General features: G+C 63.6%; 20 protein-coding genes. 4 read left to right on the top strand and 16 right to left on the bottom strand.

Annotated features, from left to right (window positions below):
• Nucleotide 1: 1 nt before the first annotated feature.
• The 7 genes from MUU56_RS28440 to MUU56_RS28410 all read right to left on the bottom strand — a co-directional run bounded on the left by MUU56_RS28440 (nt 2) and on the right by MUU56_RS28410 (nt 7,104).
• Nucleotides 2–502, bottom strand: a complete 501-nt coding sequence (locus MUU56_RS28440) for a CMD domain protein (protein WP_244770649.1) — start codon at nt 500–502, stop codon at nt 2–4.
• A 27-nt stretch (nt 503–529) separates the two neighbouring features.
• Nucleotides 530–2,002: an NAD(P)-binding domain-containing protein gene (locus MUU56_RS28435; protein ID WP_244770648.1), complete on the bottom strand. Its 1,473-nt coding sequence runs from the start codon at nt 2,000–2,002 to the stop codon at nt 530–532.
• Nucleotides 2,003–2,018: 16 nt separating this feature from the next.
• Complete coding sequence (locus MUU56_RS28430; RefSeq protein WP_244770647.1) at nt 2,019–3,089, bottom strand: ABC transporter ATP-binding protein; 1,071 nt, start codon at nt 3,087–3,089, stop codon at nt 2,019–2,021.
• A 5-nt stretch (nt 3,090–3,094) separates the two neighbouring features.
• On the bottom strand, nt 3,095–3,886 hold the full coding sequence (locus MUU56_RS28425) for an ABC transporter permease (RefSeq protein ID WP_244770646.1): 792 nt from the start codon (nt 3,884–3,886) through the stop codon (nt 3,095–3,097).
• A 10-nt stretch (nt 3,887–3,896) separates the two neighbouring features.
• Nucleotides 3,897–4,877 carry an ABC transporter permease gene (locus tag MUU56_RS28420; protein WP_244770645.1) on the bottom strand — a complete coding sequence of 327 codons (981 nt, stop codon included), beginning with the start codon at nt 4,875–4,877 and terminating at the stop codon, nt 3,897–3,899.
• A gap of 72 nt (nt 4,878–4,949) precedes the next feature.
• Nucleotides 4,950–6,050, bottom strand: coding sequence for an extracellular solute-binding protein (locus MUU56_RS28415; protein ID WP_244770644.1), 1,101 nt, complete (start codon nt 6,048–6,050; stop codon nt 4,950–4,952).
• A gap of 1 nt (nt 6,051) precedes the next feature.
• A complete protein-coding gene (locus MUU56_RS28410; RefSeq protein WP_244770643.1) occupies nt 6,052–7,104 on the bottom strand; it encodes a LysR family transcriptional regulator in 1,053 nt (350 codons plus the stop codon).
• Nucleotides 7,105–7,296: 192 nt separating this feature from the next.
• Between MUU56_RS28410 and MUU56_RS28405 the strand changes: the two genes are divergently transcribed.
• From MUU56_RS28405 to MUU56_RS28395, 3 genes are all read left to right on the top strand, one after another.
• Nucleotides 7,297–8,379, top strand: coding sequence for an NAD/NADP-dependent octopine/nopaline dehydrogenase family protein (locus tag MUU56_RS28405; protein WP_244770642.1), 1,083 nt, complete (start codon nt 7,297–7,299; stop codon nt 8,377–8,379).
• Nucleotides 8,380–8,680: 301 nt separating this feature from the next.
• Entirely contained in the window at nt 8,681–9,937 is a 1,257-nt protein-coding gene (locus MUU56_RS28400; protein WP_244770641.1) for a flavin-dependent oxidoreductase, read from the top strand.
• 41 nt (nt 9,938–9,978) lie between these two features.
• Complete coding sequence (locus tag MUU56_RS28395) at nt 9,979–10,539, top strand: GNAT family N-acetyltransferase (protein ID WP_244770640.1); 561 nt, start codon at nt 9,979–9,981, stop codon at nt 10,537–10,539.
• A 30-nt stretch (nt 10,540–10,569) separates the two neighbouring features.
• Here the strand turns inward: MUU56_RS28395 and MUU56_RS28390 are convergent, their stop codons facing one another.
• From MUU56_RS28390 to MUU56_RS28350, 9 genes are all read right to left on the bottom strand, one after another.
• A complete protein-coding gene (locus MUU56_RS28390) occupies nt 10,570–11,796 on the bottom strand; it encodes a M20 family metallo-hydrolase (RefSeq protein ID WP_244770639.1) in 1,227 nt (408 codons plus the stop codon).
• Nucleotides 11,797–11,866: 70 nt separating this feature from the next.
• Nucleotides 11,867–13,366, bottom strand: coding sequence for an aldehyde dehydrogenase family protein (locus tag MUU56_RS28385; protein ID WP_244770638.1), 1,500 nt, complete (start codon nt 13,364–13,366; stop codon nt 11,867–11,869).
• Nucleotides 13,367–13,391: 25 nt separating this feature from the next.
• Entirely contained in the window at nt 13,392–13,691 is a 300-nt protein-coding gene (locus MUU56_RS28380) for a putative quinol monooxygenase (protein WP_244770637.1), read from the bottom strand.
• 32 nt (nt 13,692–13,723) lie between these two features.
• Nucleotides 13,724–14,437, bottom strand: coding sequence for an ABC transporter ATP-binding protein (locus tag MUU56_RS28375; protein ID WP_244770636.1), 714 nt, complete (start codon nt 14,435–14,437; stop codon nt 13,724–13,726).
• Nucleotides 14,427–15,149 (bottom strand): ATP-binding cassette domain-containing protein, encoded by a 723-nt coding sequence (locus tag MUU56_RS28370; protein ID WP_244770635.1) that lies wholly within the window; start codon nt 15,147–15,149, stop codon nt 14,427–14,429. Before MUU56_RS28370 ends, MUU56_RS28375 begins: the two co-directional genes overlap by 11 nt.
• Nucleotides 15,146–16,183: an ABC transporter permease subunit gene (locus tag MUU56_RS28365; RefSeq protein WP_244770634.1), complete on the bottom strand. Its 1,038-nt coding sequence runs from the start codon at nt 16,181–16,183 to the stop codon at nt 15,146–15,148. Before MUU56_RS28365 ends, MUU56_RS28370 begins: the two co-directional genes overlap by 4 nt.
• Nucleotides 16,180–17,046 carry a branched-chain amino acid ABC transporter permease gene (locus MUU56_RS28360; RefSeq protein WP_244770633.1) on the bottom strand — a complete coding sequence of 289 codons (867 nt, stop codon included), beginning with the start codon at nt 17,044–17,046 and terminating at the stop codon, nt 16,180–16,182. Before MUU56_RS28360 ends, MUU56_RS28365 begins: the two co-directional genes overlap by 4 nt.
• 66 nt (nt 17,047–17,112) lie before the next feature.
• On the bottom strand, nt 17,113–18,330 hold the full coding sequence (locus MUU56_RS28355) for an urea ABC transporter substrate-binding protein (protein WP_244770632.1): 1,218 nt from the start codon (nt 18,328–18,330) through the stop codon (nt 17,113–17,115).
• Nucleotides 18,331–18,644: 314 nt separating this feature from the next.
• On the bottom strand, nt 18,645–19,841 hold the full coding sequence (locus MUU56_RS28350; RefSeq protein WP_244770631.1) for a substrate-binding domain-containing protein: 1,197 nt from the start codon (nt 19,839–19,841) through the stop codon (nt 18,645–18,647).
• A 154-nt stretch (nt 19,842–19,995) separates the two neighbouring features.
• Between MUU56_RS28350 and MUU56_RS28345 the strand changes: the two genes are divergently transcribed.
• Nucleotides 19,996–20,412 (top strand): MarR family winged helix-turn-helix transcriptional regulator, encoded by a 417-nt coding sequence (locus MUU56_RS28345; RefSeq protein ID WP_244770630.1) that lies wholly within the window; start codon nt 19,996–19,998, stop codon nt 20,410–20,412.
• Nucleotides 20,413–20,555 lie beyond the last annotated feature (143 nt).

The raw sequence follows: 20,555 nt of genomic DNA, 5'->3' as shown, positions 1-20,555 counted from the left end.
GTCAGTTGTCCCTCAGCATCTTGAGGCCGGCCACGACCAGCACCTGGTAGTTGACGAAAGCGATAAGGCCGGCGAGCGTGACGATATCGCGGTCGTCGAGGCCGGCGGCGGCCAGCTTCTCGATATTGGCGCGCGTCGCCTCCTTGGGCGCGAGCGTCACCAGGTCGACATGGGCGAGGATCGCGGAAAGGCGCGCATCCGCATCGGCCGCGCCGGTGCCCGGATCGGCGATGGCGCTCAACGCCGGATCCTCGCCATCGAGAAGCGCCCGGTAATGGGCGACGAGTTCACCGGATTTCCAGAGCGTGGCCATGCGCGCGGCAAGCGCCGCCCTCATGCCGTAGGAGAAGTTGCGCGGCTCGGCGGGGCGAAGGGCAGCCTCGTAGCTCGTCTGGGTCAGGTGCTTGAGCTTGCCGCGTCGCTCGCGCAGCGCCTTCAGGTCCGGGAAGCGGTCGAGGCCGAGCATGGTGTCGATGACATCGGCGGCGGGGGAGGCGGTCATGGGCGTGTCCTCATCTCGCGCGTTCGTTCACGCGGTTTTCTGTGCCTGCACCGGCGCGTCCGCATCGGTCCACTCGGTTCCGTCGAGTTCCGGCTTCTCGTAGGCGAGCAGCGCTTCCCAGTGATAATCGACATCGCGGATGAAGAGCGAGGCGGCGACGCCGCGCGCGAGCCAGAGCGCGCCCTCGCTGATTGCCGGGATGTCCCCGCTCACCTTGCCCACGCTGACGGAGGCGCCGTAGTTGAAGCAGTGGATGTCCTTCAGCCAGGGCGCCGTGCCCGGCTCCTTCTCGGTGAAGGAGAAATCGCCGTTCAGCCAGGGAAAGCGGCCGAGGCCGGGATTTTCCTCGCCCGCCGGCGGGTCGTAGCGGTCCTCCCAGCAGGCGATCCTGTCCTGGTAGGGCGCAAGCTCGCTGCGGCTCATGGGATCGATCGAGAAGCCGGTCCCCAGGATGACGAAATCGGTGCGGAAGACGCGGCCGTTCGTGGTGGTGATTACGACCTCGCCGTCTTCCTCCTTCATCGAGGCGATGGCGCAGCCGAAATGGAAATAGGCGTTCGGGTGACGGCTGACGCGCAGGGTCGAATTGTGCGGCGCCGGCGTCTGCTGCTTGGCGGCATAGTCCATCAGGCGCCAGCGCCATTCCGGCGAGATCTCGGCGAAGCCGGCGATGACGCCGTAGGAGCCGATGCCCATGAGCTTGTTGATCGTCGGCATCTCCTTGCGGCGGGCGAGAAGGCGGACTTCGCCGGCACCCTGCTCGAGCGCTTCGGCCGCATTGTCCACCGCCGAGGCGCCGACGCCGATGACGACGACCCGCTTGCCCTTCAGCCGGTCGAAATCGATCTCGTCGGCCGAGTGTGCCCAGGACCTGTGCCGCTCCATGCCCTTGACGAAATCCGGGATCGTCGGCTCGCCGAGGCCGTCGCGGCCGGTCGCCATCACCAGCTTGCGGGTAACGATCGACGGACGGGCGCCGCCGGCGATCTCGAGTTCGAGAAGACCGTCCTCGCGCGGCAGGATGCGGGTGACATGCGTGTCGTTCTCGACCGGGACGTCCATGACCTCGCGATACCAGGACAGGTAATCCATCCACATGGGTCGGGGGATGCGGTAGAGCTCCTCCCATTCGCCCTCGCCGTAAAGCGCGGTGAACCACGCCCGGAAGCTGAGCGAGGCGACGCCGAGCGCCGGGCCGAGCAGGATCTTCGGTGAGCGCAGCGTCTCCATCCGGGCATAGGTGAGCCAGGGGCCCTCGAGCCCCTTCGGCGCGCGGTCGACGATACGAAGGTTGACGATGCCGGCGCGCGTCAGCGCATGCCAGGCGACGAGGCCGCACATGCCGCCGCCGATGACGACGACGTCGCTGACCGGCCCGCCGTCGGCCGTCGTGACCGGCTTCGACCAGTTGGCCGGCGGATAGTTGAGATAGCCGAGGTCCTGCTTCACGCGCGCATTGAGGCTGGAGAGCCGGCTTTGCTGCTGCTGTCTGTCGATCATGGTTCCACTCTCCGTTTCAATCCGCCAGGAGGACGGCGTCGCGTTCGCGCCAGCCGATCCAGACGTCGTCCCCATCGATATGCGACAGCGCCACGGGGTCGAGCTGGACCAGCAGGCTGGTGCCGTTTTCGAGCGTGACGGTGAGCGAGGTATGCGCGCCTTTGAAGACGCGGCCGGTGATGCGCCCCTTGAGCGCCAGCCGTCCCTCTGGCTTCTCCGTCAGACAGTAGAGGGCTTCCGGGCGCAGCGCGACCGTTACGACCTTGTCTGTCGCAGGCGACGTGCCGTTGACGTCCGCGTGGATGATGTTGCCCTGCCAGTCCAGGCTGGCGATATTGCCCGAGACGGAGACCACCTTGCCCTCGATGAAGTTGCTCCGGCCGATGAAGTCGGCGACGAAGCGGCTGCGCGGACGGGCGTAAAGCTCGTCCGGCCCGCCCATCTGCTCGATCCGCCCCTTGTTCATCACCACGATGACGTCGGACATGGTAAGCGCCTCTTCCTGGTCGTGCGTGACGAAGAGGAAGGTCTTGCCGGTCTTTTGCTGGATCGATTTCAGCTCGATCTGCATCTGCTGCCTCAGCTTGGCGTCGAGCGCCGAGAGCGGCTCGTCGAGCAGCAGCACGTTCGGGTCCGGTGCGAGCGCGCGCATCAGCGCCACGCGCTGGCGCTGGCCGCCGGACAGCTGGGCCGGCATGCGCTCGGCATAATCGGCGAGCGAGACGAGGGAGAGAAGCTCCGTGACGCGGCGATGGATCGCATCCTGCGCCAGGCCCTTCAGCTCCAGCCCGAAGGCGATGTTGCGCATGACGGAGAGATGCGGGAACAGCGCATAGTCCTGGAAGACGATGTTCACATTGCGCCGGTTCGGCGGCAGGTGCGAGATCGGCTTGCCATCGAGATAGATCTCGCCGGAGGTCGGGTCCTCGAAGCCGCCGAGCATGCGCAGCGTGGTCGACTTGCCGCAGCCCGACGGGCCGAGCAGCGTGACGAACTGGCCCGCATCGATGGCAAGGTCCAGATCCTCCACGGCGGCTTGCGTTCCGTAGAACTTGTTGACGTTCTTGAATTGGACGACAGGCTGCATACGCATCAGCTCCTGGAACGGCGGGTGAAGTATTCGGCATAGAGGCCGACAATGGTCGTGACGATGAGCACGATCGTCGCCATGGCGTTGATTTCCGGCGACATGCCGCCCTGCACCTTGGCGAAGATCAGCATGGGCAGGGTCGGCTGGTATCCGCCGAGGAAGAAGGTGCGCACGAAGTCGTCGATGCTGGTCAGCACACAGAAGATCATGCCGCCGATGAGCGCGGGCATCAGATAGGGGATCGTCACGCGCAGGAAGGCGATGAACGGATCGGCCCCCAGATCGCGCGCGGCATCCACGAGGTTCGCCGGCATCGAGCGCAGGCGCGTCAGAACCATGATCACCACGAAGGGAACCGCGTGCACCGTGTGCGCGAGCACGATGGCGAAGGTTCCTGTCGGAATGTCCAGCGCGCGGATGAATATGCGCATGGAAATGGCGTTGATGAGACCGGGGACGACGGCCGGCAGACAAGCAAGCGCGAAGATCGCCGCCTTGCCCCAGATATTCTCCGCCGAGATCAGGAGCGCGATCCAGACCCCGATGATGGTGGCGCAGACCGTGGTCGCGAGCGCGATGCCGATGGAATAGAGCGAGGCGTTGATGAACTGCCGGTCCTGCAGCACCTTCGCATACCAGTCGAGCGTCCAGCTGTTGATCGGGAAGGCGATGAAATTGGCATCCTTGAGGCTCATCACCATCATCAGCGACAGCGGCAGGACGAGATAGACCGCGAAGAGCCAGTAGGACGCGCCGAGCGCCGTCTTCGGCAGGTCGTTGAAGTAGGTTTTCATCATCCTCTCCTCACATCAGCCTGACGGAGCGTCCGCCGACGATCCGCATGAAGAGCCCGACCGTCGTCAGCGAGACGGCGAGCATCAGCATCGAGAAGGCGGCGCCTTCCGGCCATTTGTCGTTCGAACCGTGGAAGAGCGTGGCGATGACCTCCGGGAAGATGACCGCGTTCGGTCCGCCAAGCAGCAGGGGCGCCGCGAAGACGCCGATGGTGGTGAGGTAGACGAGGCTGCAGCCCGACACGATGCCGTCCTTGGAAAGCGGCAGGATGACCCGGCGGAAGCGCTGGAACGGCCCGGCGCCGAGGTCGGACGCGGCGTGAATGAGCGGCGTCGGGATTTTCTCGATCGCCGAATAGAGCGGCAGCAGCATGTAGAGGGCCAGCAGGTAGACGACGCCGAAGCTCAGCGAGAAGAAGGTGTAGAGCATCGGGATCGGCCGGTCGATGAAGCCGAGCTCCCGCAGCAGCACGTTCACGGCGCCGCGGTTTGCAAGCAGCATGATGACCGAGAAGGTCCGGATCAGCTCGCCGGCCCAGAACGGAATGAGCAGCAGCAGCAGCGCGCGCATCCGGTTCTTCGGCTTCACCACTTTTGCGACGTAGTAGGCGACCGGATAGACGATCACCAGCGTCGAGACCGTCACGACGGCCGCGAAGATGAGGCTGCGCACGAACGGCATGAAATAGAGCCGGTCGGAGAAGAAGAAGCCGTAGTTCTCCAGCGTGTATCCGCTGTCCACGCCCGGCCGGGGCGGGTAGTTGGCGAGGAAGCTGATATTGGCCATCTGCAGAATGGGGCCGAGATGCAACGCGGCGATCCAAATGAGCGGCACGCCCGCCAGCACGGCGAGCCGGACCCAGCGGTTGCTGGCCAGAAGCCCGATCGTATTGCGGTAAAGGGCCGAATTGACCGTCCTGCCGATCCATCCGGCGTAGCGCGGCGGCGCCGTCGAGGTGACGGTTCGGGGCTGCATCGTCGTATCCACCATTCTCGTCGTTCCCGGCTTCGAAGGATGCCCATGCGCGGCCGGCCGAAGACCTGGCCGCGCCTGTCGTCAGGATCAGGCCGCCTTGATCTCGGCGGCGGCCTTGTCGATCATCTCGTTCTTCATGTCGCGGTTGACGGAGCTGAAGAACTGGATGCGCTGGGCCTGCTCGTCGGGCAGCGAAAGGGCTGCACGCTCACGATCGTCCAGCACGTCGTTGACGCCTGCGAACGCCGAGGCGAAGCCGGACTGGCGGGTCATCGCCGCACCGATTTCCGGAGAGGAAAGGATCGCGTCGAGGAAGGTATAGGCGGCGTCCGCATTCGGCGCGTTGTTGACGACGTTGAACGAGTAGAGGAAGCCATAGGTGCCTTCCTTCGGCACCGAGATCTCGATCGGGTGGCCGTCCATGATGAGCTTGGCGGCCGGGCCGGACCAGACCTGTGCCAGATAGATGTCCTCGTTGAGGAACATCTGCTGCACCTCGGAGCCGGCGTCGTAATACTTGCGCACCTTGTCCTTGTGCTGGATCAGGAAGTCGCGGGCCTGGTTGGTGGCGGTCTGCGCGACATCCGGCTTGTCGCCATAGGTCACGTAGTCGCCGTCATTGCCCTGGTAGGTCATGACGATCGAGAGGAAGTCGGTGATGATATAGGAGGTAAGTCCCTTGAACTCGTCCTCGAACATGAGGCCCCAGGTATCGGTCTCCTTGGTATATTCGGTGTTGCGCGCCAGGCCTTCATAGCCGGCAAGCAGCGGCAGGCCGTAGGTGGTGCCGTCGATGGTGAGCTGCGGCGCGCCCTTGTAGGCGGCGGCGAGCTTGTCCCAGTTCTTCAGGCGGCCGGTATCGAGCGCCGAAAGCAGGTTCGAGTTCAGGAACTGCGACAGGCGGTGACCGGTGACGGTGACGATGTCGGTGGAAGGCGTCGCACCCTCGGCGGTCAGCAGATTGTACTGCTTGCCCTGGTCGTCGGTGAGGCGGATGCGCACTTCGATGCCGGTATCCTTCTGGAACTGGTCGATGAAGGATTGGGGCACGAACTTGTCGTAGGTCGTGATGTTGACGACCTTGCTCTGGGCAAAGGCCGGACGGATAATGGCCGGAGCGGCAAGGATGCCGGTGCCGGCGGCAAGCAGCTTCAGCGTCGAGCGGCGCGTTGTGGTAAAGTCCTTCATGTCACTCTCTCCTTGTTTTGGTCTTTGCGGGCTCATTTTCATTCACGTCGGGCATGTCGCGGGCATCGCCGCCGGCCGGAGCGGGGTCGCCGGCGCGGCCGGAAAACGTGCGGTCTGCGATGCGCGCCATCTGGCGCGGGTCATGGATGACGAGATCCGGAATACGTCTGGATGCGACATCCACGATCTGCCGGATGAGCGCGCGCGCGCCGGCCGAAAGCGGGCGCGCCGTTGCGGAAAAAATCGCCCAGAGGAACGGGACATCGACATCGAGCGGCCGGATCGCAACGGGCGCCGACTGCAGGCCGTAGGCCGTGGCGGGCTCGATTACGGCAATGCCGAGCCCGGTCGAGGCGATCTGCACGGCGTTCATCGTCGCGTTGGTCGCGATGACGCGGGCGGGGCGGACATTCGCCGCCTTGAGCGCCTGATCGACCCGGTGGCGCAGGCGGAACGGGTTCGCCATCGTCACGAGTGTACGATCGGCAAGGTCGGCGATGGAAATGACGGGCTTTTTCGCCAGCGGATCGTGATGGGCGACGGCAGCGACGCAGCGCCCCTCGAAGAAACCCTGCACTTCCAGGCCCGGCTGGTCGGCCGGCAGTGACGTCACGCAGAAATCCGCGGTGCGGCCGAGCACCGACTGGATGGCGGCTTCCGCCGGCATGCTGCGCAGCTGCATGGTGCGGGGAAGCCGCTCCGCGGGCAATTCGGCGAGAGCGAGCGGAATGATGCCGCTTGCGAAGGCCGGCGTCGCGGCGATCTCGATCGGTTCTGGCTCGCGGCTGGCAATCGCCTTGGCCCGGTCGCGCAGGTGGCCGATGCCGCTGAAGAAGCGCTCGGCATCGTCATGAAAGGCGACCCCTTCGTCCGTCGGCGTGATCTTGGGACCGTTGCGCTCGAACAGCGGAAAGCCCAGCGATGTCTCGAGATCCTGGATGAGGCGCGTCACCTGCGACTGCGAGCGATCGAGCAGCCGGGCGGCAGCGGTGATGCTGCCGGTGGACATGACTGCCAGAAATGCCTCGAGGTCGCGGACTTCCATGGGTATCATGCATTCCTTGCATTATGACAATTCTACTGTGCATAAAACGCATTCTGTGCGCTAGTGACAAAACACAAGATTTTTTTGTCTGGTGTTTTTGTAGAAAATACACCCCGGCTGCCATATCGGCAGGGAAACCTTTGGCCAAACGGTGCCGGTGGCAGCCTTGCCCGGCGCTCGAAACGAACAGGGAGATAATCGATGCGGATTGGAATTCTCGGCGCGGGCGCGATCGCTTTCGGCATGGCGGCTTTCCTGGCCAGGGCTGGACACCAGCCCGTCCTGTGGTCTCCCTCGGGGGAGCGCACCCGCAAGCTCGCGGAAGGCGCGCCGCTGACCGCTACAGGCGCGGTCGAATTCTCCGGAACGGTTGCGGTCGCCCGCGACTGCGCCGACGCGGTCAAGGGCGTGGATGCGGTGGTCGTCGCCCTGCCCGCCAACGGCCACCGTCATGTCTTCGACGCCGCCGTTCCTCACCTTGTTTCCGGACAGCCCGTCATCATCAGCTCGCACAGCTCCTTCGGCGCATTGTACCTTGCCGGGCGTCTCGCCGAACGTGGCGTGCGCCTGCCCATCGTCGTCTGGGGCACGACGCTCCTGACCGGCCGCCAGCAGCCGGACGGCACCAGCGTTGCGGTCAATTCCGTGCGCCAGAAGGTCGATGTGGCGACATTGCCGAAGTCCGAAGCCGAGATGGGTAAGGCGCTTTGCACAGAGCTCTTCGGCGACCGGTTTGTCATCCGCGACGGCCTCCTCGCCATCGCGCTTTCAAACCTCAATCCGCAGAACCACCTCGGCATCGCGCTTCTCAACCTGACCCGTATGGAAAAGGGCGAAAAATGGGGCCAGGGTGAAAACGTCACGCCCGCCGTCGGGCGGCTCATCGAGGCGCTCGACCTCGAACGGCTGAGGATCGCCGAGAGCTTCGGCCTGTCCGTTCGCACGGTACAGGAACACTTCTCCCTGTCCTTCCACGTGCCGATGGGCACCGTGTCCGAGATGAACCAGCAGATGCATGTGGAAGGGCGCGGTGGCTTCGGCCCGGCGACCGTCGATAGCCGCTACATCTATGAGGACGTGCCCTTCGGCCTCGTGCCCACCAGCCTGCTCGGCCGCATCGCCGGCCGGCCGGCCATTCTGCACGAAGCCGGCATCAACATCTTCTCATCCTCGATGAACCGCGACCTGATTGCCGACAACGATCTTCTCCCGGCCCTGGACCTGGAGGGCATATCACCCGCGGTCCTGATCGAGCGCTGCGAGAACTGGCCCGTGCCGGGCTGATCGGTGAGGTGTTGCCGACGCATCCGTTAAGGCCCGGATGTCCCCCAGCTAGACATGTGGCCGACGCACACTTCTGGAAATCGCCGCCGCCAGGGTTTCGGCGGCGCCTTGGCAGAAAATACGATACTTCTGTCATTTCCGTCAGAGCACGCGTTCGATACCCATAGCCTGGTAGCAATGCAGGATCGGAGCGCTGGATGTTCACGCGCCATCTTCTCCGCGCTTTGCGGGGGATCGGAGCTCGCTATGGGCATGGTACTGCCGAACCCGTCGCCATGCAGCGCGAACCGGGAGCAGGGCCATGAAGGCGTTGATCGCGGGGGCCGGTATCGGTGGATTGACGGCCGCCCTCTTCCTGCACCGGGCCGGGGTCGAGGTGGAGATCTTCGAGCGTGCGGATGCGGTGCGGGAGCTGGGCGTCGGCATCAACATGTTGCCGCATGCTGTCGGCCTTCTGGCCGAACTCGGGCTGATGGACGACCTCGACGCAGCGGGAATCCGCACGCGCGAGCTGATCTATGCGAATCGGTTCGGCCAGGTCGTCTGGCAGGAGTTGCGCGGGGTCGAGGCCGGTCATGCCGTGCCGCAGGTCAGCATCCATCGCGGCAGGCTGCTGGGCCTTATCCACAAGGCCGTCATCGAACGGCTGGGGCAGGGGATCATCCGCACGGGATGCCGCGTGCACGGCTTTGCGCAAGACGAGCGGAGCGTCACCGTTCACCTGTCGCAAGGTGGTAGGGCATTGCAGGCGGGCGGTGACCTGCTGATCGGCGCCGACGGCATTCATTCGACTGTACGCGCAACGCTTTACCCGGATGAAGGTCCGCCCATCTGGAATGGTGTCATGCTTTGGCGCGGCGCCACGCGCTGGCCGAAATGGCGGGACGGCCGCATCATGGCAGTCGCCGGCGGCAACCATGCCAAATTCGTCTTCTATCCGATCGGCAAGGATCCGGACGATCCGGCCATGCGCCTCACCAACTGGGCCGTGATGGCCCGCAGCCGTGCGCCGCAGGCCGGGCGCTTCACCCTCGGGGACTGGAGTCGGCCGGGGAAACTCGCACAGGTCCTGCCGTTCGTACGGGATCGCTTCCGCCTGGATTACGTCGATCCGGCCGGGATCATCCGCGCTACTGGCGCGTTCTACGAATATTCCAATTGCGACCGGGAGCCGTTGCCGCGCTGGTCGTTCGGACGCGTCACCCTGCTGGGAGATGCCGCCCATCCCATGTACCCCGTCGGCTCGAACGGCGCGAGCCAGGCCATCCTCGACGCCCGGTCCGTGGCGGAGCATCTGCGAACCCACGGGACCGTCGAGGCCGCGCTCGGCGCCTATGACAGCGAGCGCCGCCCGCCCACATCACAAATCGTCCTGTCGAACCGCAGGGGTGGGCCGGAAGGCGTGATCGATCTCGTCGAGGCGCGCGCACCCGACGGTTTCGACGATATCGAGGCGGTCGCATCCTACGAGGAACGCGAGCAGGTCGTGCGCGGTTATGCAAGCCTGGCCGGCTTTGCTCCGAACACGTCGCGGAAGGCGGAGCGCCGTAAGCCTTGAGGGAAAGCAGCCTTTCCCTTCACCTCAAGCGAGGACACGAAATGATCGACACGGAACGTATGATACGCCTTGCCGGGCGCCGGGAACTTGACGCCGTGGCTGCTCTTGTTGCTGATGCTTTCGCGCACTATCGGGGAGTTTTGCCGGCGCACATCTTCGATCCCTATTTGAAGGACTCATGCGATTTCGCGAGCCGGTGGGGGCAGGCGGACATTGCGGTGCTCGAGATGCAAGGGTGCCTCGTCGGAACGGTCACCTACTACGCAGACGCGTCGCATGAGGGAATGGGCTGGCCTTCGGGGGTTGCAGGGCTGCGAACATTGGCCGTCGCACCGTCGGCACAGGGGCATGGCTACGGTCGCGCACTGTGTTCGTGGTGCATAGGGCGCGCCCGCCAAGATCGAGCACATGCGCTCACGCTGCACACTGCCGAGTTCATGACGGCGGCATGCAAGCTGTATGAGGGCCTCGGTTTTTGCAGGCAACCTTCACACGACCTGGCGGCGTCAAGCGTTCTCGGGTTCGGTCCGGGCCTGGCAGATCAGAAGATCATAGCATACGCCCTGCCGCTCGCGGATGCTGGACATGCGCCCGACCACTGATCGGCTGGTACGGAGGAGATCGAAGGAATTTCAGATGCCTGCGGAGGACTGGTGCAAAATGATGCTTTCGAGCAGCACTTGGGCTCCCAAAACGCAATGTTCCTTCCGTGCACTTTCGGCTGGGTTGTGGCTGAGGCCGTCCTTGCATGGAATAAAGATCATCGTCGTCGGCGCGATGCGCGACACATGGACAGAGTCATGGCCGGCGCCGGAGACGATGTCGCGCCTGCTGGTTCCGAGCCGTTCCGCGGCACACCGAACCGTTTCAATGCAATCCACGTCAAAATGCACGGCCGGGCTGATCCAGACCGTCTGGAGATGCGCGCGCTTGCCGCACTGCTTCCGGATGAGATCTGTCACTTCGATCTCCAGTGAATCGAGCCCGCCGTCTGTGACGTGGCGCAGGTCGAGGCTCAGGGTCAGCGTGCCGGGAATGACGTTCCGGGAGGGCGAGTTGATCGACAGCTGGCCCGTCGTCGCCATGCCGCCCAGCTTGCGGGCTATGTCCTGGGCGCCAAGGACAATCGCGGCTGCGTCGGCGAGCGCATCGCAGCGCATGTCCATCGGTGTGGAGCCGGCATGGGCTTCCTGACCGGTGATGACAAGATCGTACCAACGCATCGCCTGAACGCCGGTCACGACGCCGATCTCGATATCTTCCCGTTCCAGAACCGGCCCCTGCTCGATATGCAGTTCGAACATGGCGGCCAAGGACGTTTCTCCCAAGGGCGTCTCGCCGCGGTAGCCGATCGTTTCGATGGCTTCGGCGAAGGAAACGCCGTCGGTGTCGAGGCGGCTGTCCACAAAGGCTTGGTCGAAGACGCCGGCATGCGCGCCGGAGCCGAGCATGGCGGGCGCGAAACGAGCGCCTTCCTCGTTCGTCCAGTTGATGAGCATCACCGGATGCTCGGTTTCATAACCGGCGTCGTGCAACGTCCGCAGGACTTCCAGCCCGGCAAGAACGCCGAGAATTCCGTCGAACTTGCCCCCGGTTGGCTGCGTGTCGAGATGGCTGCCCATGGCAATTGGCAGTGCATGCTCCCTGGTGCCGGGGCGTGTCGCAAACATATTGCCGACCGTATCGACTTTAAGGCTGCAGCCGATGGCTTCGCACTGTTCGCGAAGCCAGTCGCGAACCTTCTTGTCTTCCGGTGAAAGCGTAAGGCGACGGATGCCGCCATCCGGGCCGGCGCCGAAGGCGGCGGTTTGCGTGATCGTCTGCCAAAGGCGTTCGCCGTTGATCGTCAGGTTGTGCATGCGTTTTCGCTTCTTGCTCCAATGCCGGAAGGGTTGGCGCGGCGGTTGAAGCCGCCACGCCGCAGGGTGGTCACAGCGCGATGCCGACGGATTTCACCTCGGTATAGAGAAGAATGGCCTCATAGCCCTGCTCGCGCCCCCAGCCGGACTGGTTGAAGCCGCCGAAGGGAAGCGCGGGGTCGATGACGTGGTGGGTGTTGACCCCGACCGTACCCGCCTTCAGCTTCTTCGCGACCTTGTGGGCACGGCTGACGTCGCGCGTGAAAACGCTGCCTGCCAATCCGTAGATCGAGTTGTTGGCCTCCTTGACGACGGAGTCGATATCGTCATCGTCGAAGGTGGCAACGACGAGGACCGGCCCGAAGATCTCTTCCTTGACGACAGACATGTCGGAGGTGGTTTCCGTCAGGATCGTCGGTTCGAGGAAGTATCCTTCCGTTCCCGCGCGATTTCCGCCGCAATAGAGCTTGGCGCCATCGGCAAGTCCTGCCTTCACATATGCACTGACGCGGTCAAACTGCTCCTGGGACACAAGCGGCCCGATCTGGGTCTTCGGATCGAGGCCGACGCCGATCGACATGGATTCGGCGAAGGCCTTAAGGCCGGTCAAGATGGTATCGGCGATGTCCTTGTGCACGTACAGGCGGGTTCCGGCGGTGCAGGTCTGCCCCATATTGTAGAAGATGCCGTAGGCAATGGCGGGGATTGCAACAGCCGGGTCGGCGTCGGCAAAGACGATCATCGGCGACTTGCCTCCGAGCTCGAGCGAGACCTTCTTCAGGTTTCCCTTGGCCGCGTCGAGGATCTTCTTGCCAACTTCGGTGGAACCGGTGAAGGCGACCTTGTCGACATCGGGATGGGCGGCGAGGGCCGCGCCTGCCGTTTCGCCATAGCCTGTCACCACGTTGAAAACGCCAGCGGGGAAACCGGCCTCCTCGACGAGTTCGGCAAGACGCAGGGCCGTCAGCGGCGTCTGCTCGGCCGGCTTGAGGACGATGGTGCAGCCCGCAGCAAGCGCCGGGGCCACTTTCCAGACAGCCATCATGAAGGAGAAATTCCACGGCACGATCTGTCCGCAGACACCTACGGGTTCCCGCAGCGTATAGGCATGGAACGGAGCGCCAGCCGACAGCGGGATGGTCTGGCCGCAGATTTTCGTGCTCCAGCCGGCCATGTAGCGCAGCAGCTCGTAAGAGAAGGCAACGTCGCCGTTCCTGGCGTCCGTCACCGGCTTGCCATTGTCCAGCGCCTCGAGCTCCGCCAGTTCGTCCGCATGCCTTTCGACGAGATCGCCGAGCTTCCAGACGAGCTTTCCGCGGTCGGCCGGCGTCATGTTGGCCCATGGGCCGTCATCGAACGCCTTGCGGGCGGCGGCAACGGCGCGGTCGATATCGGCGGCCTTGCCCTCCGGGACACGATCGAAGGCCTTGCCGGTCGCGGGGTCGATGACATCGATGGTGCCACCTTCCATGGCCGGAACCCACGTGCCGTCGATATAGAGCTTCTTTTCCTTCGCCACGAAGCGGGCAGCATCCGCGCCAAGGCGCTGGAGAGTTACTGGTGCGTTCATGATACTTTGTTCCCCTCGTCGATGTTCAGGCCTTGGCGGAAATTTCGTTGGCGGTGATCAGGATGACCTCACCGTCGAGGATCGGCTTTGCGATGCCGAAGAAGCGGGCGACGACGTCGGAATTGTTGTGCAGGTCCATCGCGGCGCGATCGACAAAGCGCTCGTATGTGGCAAACAGGCAGGGATCCTGCGCATCCTGGGAAATATGGAAGCCGATCGTGTCCGGCTCGTTGGCGCGCACATGCTCGGCGACTTCGAGCAGGGCCTGGGCCATGGTCTGCTCATAGCCCTTGCGGGCGCGGATGACGGCGGTGATGGTGATCATGATGACCCTCGTTTTCTGGGTGTTGAAGGAGATCAGGCGGGCAGGAATTCGCCCGCCAGATCGGCGTCGTGCAGTTTGGCGGGGTCGATCTCGCCGGAGAGCTGGCCGCGCTTGATGACGAGGACGCGGGTGGCGAGATCGCTGATGAATTCGAGGTTCTGCTCCACGAGCAGGATCGAAAGGTTGCGCGAGCGGGCGAGGGCCTTCAGCGTGTCCTTCATTTCCTCGATGATGGACGGCTGAATGCCCTCGGTCGGCTCGTCGAGCAGGATCAGCTTGGGATGGGCGCACAGGCAGCGGGCAAGGGCGAGGATCTGCTGCTCGCCCCCGGAGAGCACCCCGCCGGCACGCGACAGGATCGGCTTCAGCCGCGGCAGGTCCTCGATCACCTGATCGATGATCGCCTTGGCCTGTTTCGGGCTCTGGTGGGCGGCGCCGACGCGCAGATTGTCCATTACGGAGAGCGCCGGGAATATCTGGCGCCCTTGCGGGACATAGCCGATGCCGGCGCGGGAGCGAGCGGCGGGAGAGGCTCTGGTCACGTCGCGACCGGCGAGATGGATGCTGCCGCCGGTCGGGACGATGTGGCCCATCAGCGTGCGCAGCAGCGTTGATTTGCCCATGCCGTTATGGCCGAGAATGCCGATGAACTCGCCTTCCGCAATCGACAGGCTGATCCCGAAGAGGATCGGAATGCGGCCATAGCCGGACTGAAGGTTCTCGGCCGTCAGGAGATCAGGCGCCATGTTTTTTCCCCAGATAGACGTCCCGGACGGTCTGGTTCGCAAGGATGCTTTCGACATGGCCTTCCGCCAGGATGCGGCCCTGATGGAAGACGGTGACCTGGTCCGCGATCATACGAATGAAGTGCATGTCATGCTCCACGACCACGACGGTATGGGTGCGGTTCAGATCGCGAATGATGGAGGCGAGGCGCTCCACCTCGCCGTCGGTCATGCCGGCGGCCGGTTCGTCGAGCAGCACGAGGTCCGGATCGCTGGCGACAACCATCGCCAGTTCCACGAGCTGGCGCTGTCCATGGGCCATGCGCCCGAGTACGTTGTCCCGCAGCGGTGAAATGCCCACCCGCTCCATCACATCGGCGATCTTCTCCTCCCGTGCGACAGCGTTCCGAACCGTGCGGAGCGCAAGCCAAAGGTTCTCGTGGGTGGTGAGGCCATCGAACAGGCTGGGCACCTGGGTCTTCACCCCGATGCCGGCACGGGCGATGTCATGCCGCTCCTTGCCGGCAATATCGGTGCCTTTGAAGAGGATATGCCCCCGGGTTGGCTTGTGGGTACCGGTGAGGCAGCGGAAGAAGGTGCTCTTGCCGGCGCCGTTGGGGCCGAGAAGGCAGCGCAGCTCGCCCTTCTTCAGGCGGAAATCCACGCCGTCGAGTGCCTTTACGCCGCCGAAATGCATGGCGACATCCCGCGCTTCGAGGAGATGGACGCTCATCGTGCGGCCTCCTCGCGCATATGTCCCGGGGACCCGCGGGGCGGGGTGAGGATGCGGGCAAGGAGCGCGGCGAGGGCCGGCTGGATGCCGCCCGGTACGAAGACCACGAAGACGACCAGCACCAGCCCGAGCACGATGTTGGGGTCGATAAGGCCGAGCTTGCCGAGTGCCGCCGCCGCGATTTGCAGGGCGAAGCAGGCCGCGACTGGGCCGAAGAGCGTGCCAAGGCCGCCGACCACGACCCAGATCAGCACCTGCGCGGCCATGGAAAGGCTGAACATGGTCGGGCTGACAAAGACGGAGTTGGCGAACAGCAATCCGGCCAGCCCCGCAATGCCCGCGGAGATGACGAAGATGGCGAGCTTCAGGCGCCTGGCATTGTAGCCGAGCAGTTCCGCCCGCACCTCGTTTTCCCGCACGGCAATCACGGCGCGGCCGAAGCGGGTGGTGATCAGCCTCTTGCAAAGGGCATAGGTTGCAAACAGGGCGATGCAGGCGAGCGTGAACAGGTTTGCAGGGGATAGCGGGATGCCGGTGAACGGCATTGTCAGCAGCGGCGTGTTGGGAATGCCGTTGAAGCCGCCGAGCCGCGCCTCGCCGATCCGCCAGGCGTCGCCGCCGGTGCTGTTGATCAGCTTGAACAGGATGAGCGTGACGGTGAGTGTGATGACACCGAGATAGACATCGCTGAGACGGCCATAGAACAGGAAATAACCGAGGCCGGCGGCAAAAAGGGCAGGAATCCCGATGGCGAACGCAGATGCCAGCGTTGTGTCGCCGAAGTTGATGGCGGCAATGGCATAGGCATAGGCGCCGAGGCCGAAGAAGGCCGACTGGCCGAAACAAAGGATGCCGCCGTAGCCCCAGAGAAGCGCAAGGCTCAGCGCAAAGACGCCCATGGACATGTAGAGCGTCACGTTGATGAGCGTGTAGAGCGGCGCAACCTTCGGGAAGATGACGATCGCTGCCAGCATGGCGACGGCTGCGAGCGCGACATGTGTGCCGCTGGCACGGCAGAACGTGGACAATGTCATGGTGCCCCCTTGAAGATGCGGCCGGTGATGCCTGTCGGCAGGAGGCGCAGGAAGATGGTGGCAGCCAGAAGCAGGGCCACGTCGCCGAGAACCGGTGTGGTGATGAAGGTGGAGACCGTGTTTATGCTGCCAAGCAGGGTCGAGCTCAGCGCCGTGCCGGTGATGACGCTGGCGCCGCCGGTGATGACGGTGATGAAGGCCTTGGCGACATATGCGACGCCCATCGTGGGCAAGACGCCGGATATCGGCGCAAGCAACCCGCCCGCCAAGCCGCTGAGGGCGGAGCCGATCGCGAAGGTGACGGCGTAGACCCGCGAGGGTTCGATGCCGAGGGACGAGGCCATTTCCCGGTTCTGCATGGTTGCCCGGGCAACTAGGCCGACACGGGTGAAGCGCAATATCGCGTAGCCCGCGGCAAAGACGACGAGGGCGATGCCGGCCAGCACGAAATCATACGCGCCGAGACTGTATTCACCGATGCGGAAGCTTCCGACCGGGGCGGCGACGCCGACGACGCGATTGCCGAAGAAGGTGGTGGCGAGCCCGATGAGCAGCAGGCTCAGCCCCCAGCTTGCCAGCATGGTGTCGACCATGCGGCCATAAAGACGTCGCATCACAAGGCGTTCGACCAGCACGCCGAGCACGGCCACGCTCAGCGGCGCGATCACCAGCATGGCGAGCCAGATGTTGATGCCGGCCTGCACGCTGAAGATGGCGGCAAAGCCGCCGAGCATGATGAACTCGCCATGGGCGAGGTTGATGACCCGCATCATGCCGAAGATGACGGCAAGCCCGACGCTGACAAGCGCGAGATTGCCGACGGCTCCAGCGATCTGGAGCAGCACAACAAGAAGATAGTCCACTGGATTTGTCCCGTATGGGCTCCCGGTGCGCGGCCTGCCACGCGCCGGGAGGCAATGCGTCCGCGGCTACTGGATGACGTATTGCTGGTTGTCGTTCGGGTTGGCGACCAGGTCGCAAACGGCAGCCGTGTCGGCTGGCGGCTGGTTCGCGAAGCTTTCGAGGATTTCGAAGCTGTGGTCCTTGACCCGGCCGATATGGACGTCCGTGGCGCAATGGTGCGTCTTGGGATCAATCGTCGAGGAGCCGCCGGGGCCGTCCACCGTCGAGCCGCTCTCGATCGCCTCTATGACCGCCATGCGATCAAGGGAGTTCGCCTTCCTGACGCCGTTTGCCCAATGGTGGACGGCGTTGTAGGTCGCCGAGGCGTGCTCGGTCACATAGGGCGCCTTGTCTCCGAACTTCTGGTGGTAGCGTTTCACGAAGGCCTCGTTGGCCGGCGACTTTATCTCCTGGAAGTAGCCGAACGCGGCCATGACGCCATCGGATTCGGCGGGTGTAAGGACGATGTGCTCGTTACCGCCTCCGAAAGACGTGGAGACGATCGGGATCTGGCCTGCCATGCCCGCCGCCGCCCACTGGCGGAAGAAGGACATGTGGTTGCCGCCCACCAGGAGCGTATAGATCACGTCGGGCTTTTCGCGCTGAATCTTCTGGATCGCCGCGCTGAAATCCGTGACGTCGAGCGGGAAGAATTCGGCGGCAATGACTTCGCCGCCAGCTTGCGCGGTAAAGTCGCGTACCCACTTGGCGGAAATCTGACCGTAATTGTAATCCGCTGCCAGAACATAGACCTTCTTGCCGAAGTTCTTGACGGCAAAGGGCATCAGCTGGCCGATCGTCTGCGAAGGGGTCGATCCCGTCAGGAAGGTGTTGCGGTCGCAGACACCGCCCTCGTAGAGCGGCGAATAGAAATAGAGCGTCTGGTACCGGCCGAGAATCGGCCGGATGGCTTCGCGGGAGGCGCTGGTGATGCCGCCGAAGACCGTTGCAGCCTGCAGGCTCGTTGCAGCTTCCGTCGCAAACTGCGTATAGAGCTGGATGTTGGATTGCGGATCGTACTTCTGGACCTTGATCTGGCGACCGAGCAGGCCGCCGGCCTCGTTCAGTTCGGAAACGGCAAGATCGAGGCAGGCGTCGAACGGCTGGCCGTAGATCTCGAGACCGCCGGAAAGATCGTAGATGCTTGCGATCGTGATGTCGTCGGCCGCAAAGCTCCGATTGACCCACGGTGCGGTCAGGGCAGCGGCCGTGCCGCCGAGAAACAGGCGTCTGCTGATTTTCATGAGTTCACCCTCTTTTATAGCTCCGGATAGGCGCACGAATTCGCTCCGGCAGGCGGAAGCCTGCAGGCCAGGCCCGAACCGGAAGGAAGCGGGCAGGAGGATTTCATGCGGTCAATATGTTTATATATTCAATATTTTCTTTTTCAAGTATTTTTATAAGGCGACAGGCTTTGCCTTCCGCAGCCCTTTGGCAAAGCTGGAAAGCGCTTTCAAAACAGCCGGATGGGGAAGATGCGGCGCACGCTTTTCAAGCGCGGTCCGGAATCGCGGGATGAACCTGTGCTATCTATTTATCGAAGCTCGGAAATTCCGGATCAGGCGTTGTCGAAGCTGCGCAAGACTTCGAACTCCGTGCCTTCGGCGCGGGCGAGATAGGTCGGCCCGGAGGCGACGCCGTTTCGAACCGTGGTTACGCCGCGCGGGCTTTCGAAGCTCAAGCCTTCGAAGGCCTGCGACAGGGCATCGATTTCGAGCGACTGCGCGCGGGTTGCCAGGGCGCCGAAGAAGCGAAGGCCTTCATAGCAGGCTTCGCTCAACACGCCCTGCACGGGCGCCGTTACGCCAAAAGCATCCCGATAGCGTTTGAGAAAGGTGTGGTTCTCCGGCGTCTGCAACGCACTGAAATAGCCTGCGGCACAAAACAGGTTCTCGGTATTGTCCGCGCCAATCGCCATCAGCGTATTTTCCTCGACAGCGCCCGACAGGCGCAGGATATGGCGGGAAAGGCCGCGTTCGGCAAACATGCGGTTGAACGGCACGCATTCCGAACCGACAAGCGAGAGGAAAACGATATCGGGATTGGCCGCCTCGATCATATCGACAAGGTGGGTCGTGTCATAGCCAAGCCCGACATACTCCTCGCCGACGACCGCTCCACCACGCCCCAGAACGAAATCGCGCACCCAGTTGTGCGAAGCCCTGGGCCAAACGTAATCATTGCCGACCAGAAACCAGCGCCTGGCCGCCTGATTGTCCATGAAATGGCTGACAGGACCTGAAAACTGCCTTTCGGGCACCTCGCCTATGCTGAAGACCTTCTCGCTTTCCGTGCCGCCTTCAAAGAGCGGCGCGAAGACATAGGGCACACGGTCGGCCAGCGCACGGGCGAGTTCGACCCTGACGGAGGAGAGGTGGACGCCGATCAACGCATTGGCGCCCTGGCGCTCGACAAGGTCGCGGGCGCGCTCGACAACGGCTTGCGGGCTGCCGCCGGCGTCGGCCGCCAGAAGCTCTATCTGCCGGCCAAGTATGCCGCCTTTTTCGTTGAGCTCCGCCGCCGCGAGAACGGCGCTGTACTGGCAGGATGGCCCCCAGATCGCATCCGCGCCCTGAAAGGGAACCAGCAGCCCGATCCGGATGGGCTCACGCTTGCGCGACGCGAACGCTTTGTGTCCACGCGCGTTTTGCGAAAACGGAAACGAACCCCGGGGAGCCTTTGGCAGACGCGAGGAGGTCGGGCCGCGCATCCATATGCTGCGGGCGCCACCGGCCAGGGCGAAATCGAGCGTCACGGCATTCTCCCCTTTTTGTTTTTCGCTCCACCCCAGACACACGCTCCGCAATGCCGGATTGTGAATGTTTTGTTTTCGTTGGCGCCAGCCTATGCGGCAGGACAGAAGCACTATATATACAGTTTCCGATTAAACAATTGCTGATTAAAGAATCATGGCCGAACGCTCGCTCAACGAACATCTTTCGCATCTGCTTGCCCAGGCAAATCGCCATCTGAGCCGGCAGTTGACGGCCGAGGGCGTGTCGCTGGACCAGTGGCGACTGATGAAGGTTCTTTCGGAATCAGGCGGCTTGCCGATGGGCAAGCTCGCGGAGGAGTTGGCGCTAAATCTGCCGACGCTGACAAAGCTGGTCGATCGCATGGTGCAGGACGCTCTGGTCTACCGGGTTCCGGATCCGGCGGATCGTCGCAAGGTCCGCATGTTCCTGTCCGACAAAGGCGCCGCGATGCTTGCGTCGCAAAACAAGCGGGTCGAGGAGCATGAGGCCAAGGTCGAGGACAGCTATGGCAACGAGGATGCCCAGCGCCTGAAAACCATGTTGGAGAGCTTCATCAAGCAGATCGTTTGACCTCGATGAAACCAATCCGGTTGTTCGCTGTAGCTAGACGGCGTCCTCAGCCTGTAGGATGCGGGGTTTCGTGCGCTCGAAGCAACGGATGTCGTGAAGTCCATCGCCCGGTTGGAATGGCATCGGGCCGCTTTCGTTCTGAC

This window comes from Shinella yambaruensis (assembly GCF_022899355.1).
In the GTDB taxonomy this organism is placed as follows: Bacteria; Pseudomonadota; Alphaproteobacteria; order Rhizobiales; family Rhizobiaceae; genus Shinella; species Shinella yambaruensis.
Note: the sequence above shows the minus strand (reverse complement) of the source record. Positions and strands in the feature narration are given on the sequence as shown.

Excerpts from the sequence above, each read along its gene's own strand:
- MUU56_RS28440 (WP_244770649.1), bottom strand. The coding sequence starts at position 502 with ATGACCGCCTCCCCCGCCGCCGATGTCATCGACACCATGCTCGGCCTC.
- MUU56_RS28435 (WP_244770648.1), bottom strand. The coding sequence starts at position 2,002 with ATGATCGACAGACAGCAGCAGCAAAGCCGGCTCTCCAGCCTCAATGCG.
- MUU56_RS28430 (WP_244770647.1), bottom strand. The coding sequence starts at position 3,089 with ATGCAGCCTGTCGTCCAATTCAAGAACGTCAACAAGTTCTACGGAACG.
- MUU56_RS28425 (WP_244770646.1), bottom strand. The coding sequence starts at position 3,886 with ATGAAAACCTACTTCAACGACCTGCCGAAGACGGCGCTCGGCGCGTCC.
- MUU56_RS28420 (WP_244770645.1), bottom strand. The coding sequence starts at position 4,877 with ATGGTGGATACGACGATGCAGCCCCGAACCGTCACCTCGACGGCGCCG.
- MUU56_RS28415 (WP_244770644.1), bottom strand. The coding sequence starts at position 6,050 with ATGAAGGACTTTACCACAACGCGCCGCTCGACGCTGAAGCTGCTTGCC.
- MUU56_RS28410 (WP_244770643.1), bottom strand. The coding sequence starts at position 7,104 with ATGATACCCATGGAAGTCCGCGACCTCGAGGCATTTCTGGCAGTCATG.
- MUU56_RS28405 (WP_244770642.1), top strand. The coding sequence starts at position 7,297 with ATGCGGATTGGAATTCTCGGCGCGGGCGCGATCGCTTTCGGCATGGCG.
- MUU56_RS28400 (WP_244770641.1), top strand. The coding sequence starts at position 8,681 with ATGAAGGCGTTGATCGCGGGGGCCGGTATCGGTGGATTGACGGCCGCC.
- MUU56_RS28395 (WP_244770640.1), top strand. The coding sequence starts at position 9,979 with ATGATCGACACGGAACGTATGATACGCCTTGCCGGGCGCCGGGAACTT.
- MUU56_RS28390 (WP_244770639.1), bottom strand. The coding sequence starts at position 11,796 with ATGCACAACCTGACGATCAACGGCGAACGCCTTTGGCAGACGATCACG.
- MUU56_RS28385 (WP_244770638.1), bottom strand. The coding sequence starts at position 13,366 with ATGAACGCACCAGTAACTCTCCAGCGCCTTGGCGCGGATGCTGCCCGC.
- MUU56_RS28380 (WP_244770637.1), bottom strand. The coding sequence starts at position 13,691 with ATGATCACCATCACCGCCGTCATCCGCGCCCGCAAGGGCTATGAGCAG.
- MUU56_RS28375 (WP_244770636.1), bottom strand. The coding sequence starts at position 14,437 with ATGGCGCCTGATCTCCTGACGGCCGAGAACCTTCAGTCCGGCTATGGC.
- MUU56_RS28370 (WP_244770635.1), bottom strand. The coding sequence starts at position 15,149 with ATGAGCGTCCATCTCCTCGAAGCGCGGGATGTCGCCATGCATTTCGGC.
- MUU56_RS28365 (WP_244770634.1), bottom strand. The coding sequence starts at position 16,183 with ATGACATTGTCCACGTTCTGCCGTGCCAGCGGCACACATGTCGCGCTC.
- MUU56_RS28355 (WP_244770632.1), bottom strand. The coding sequence starts at position 18,330 with ATGAAAATCAGCAGACGCCTGTTTCTCGGCGGCACGGCCGCTGCCCTG.
- MUU56_RS28345 (WP_244770630.1), top strand. The coding sequence starts at position 19,996 with ATGGCCGAACGCTCGCTCAACGAACATCTTTCGCATCTGCTTGCCCAG.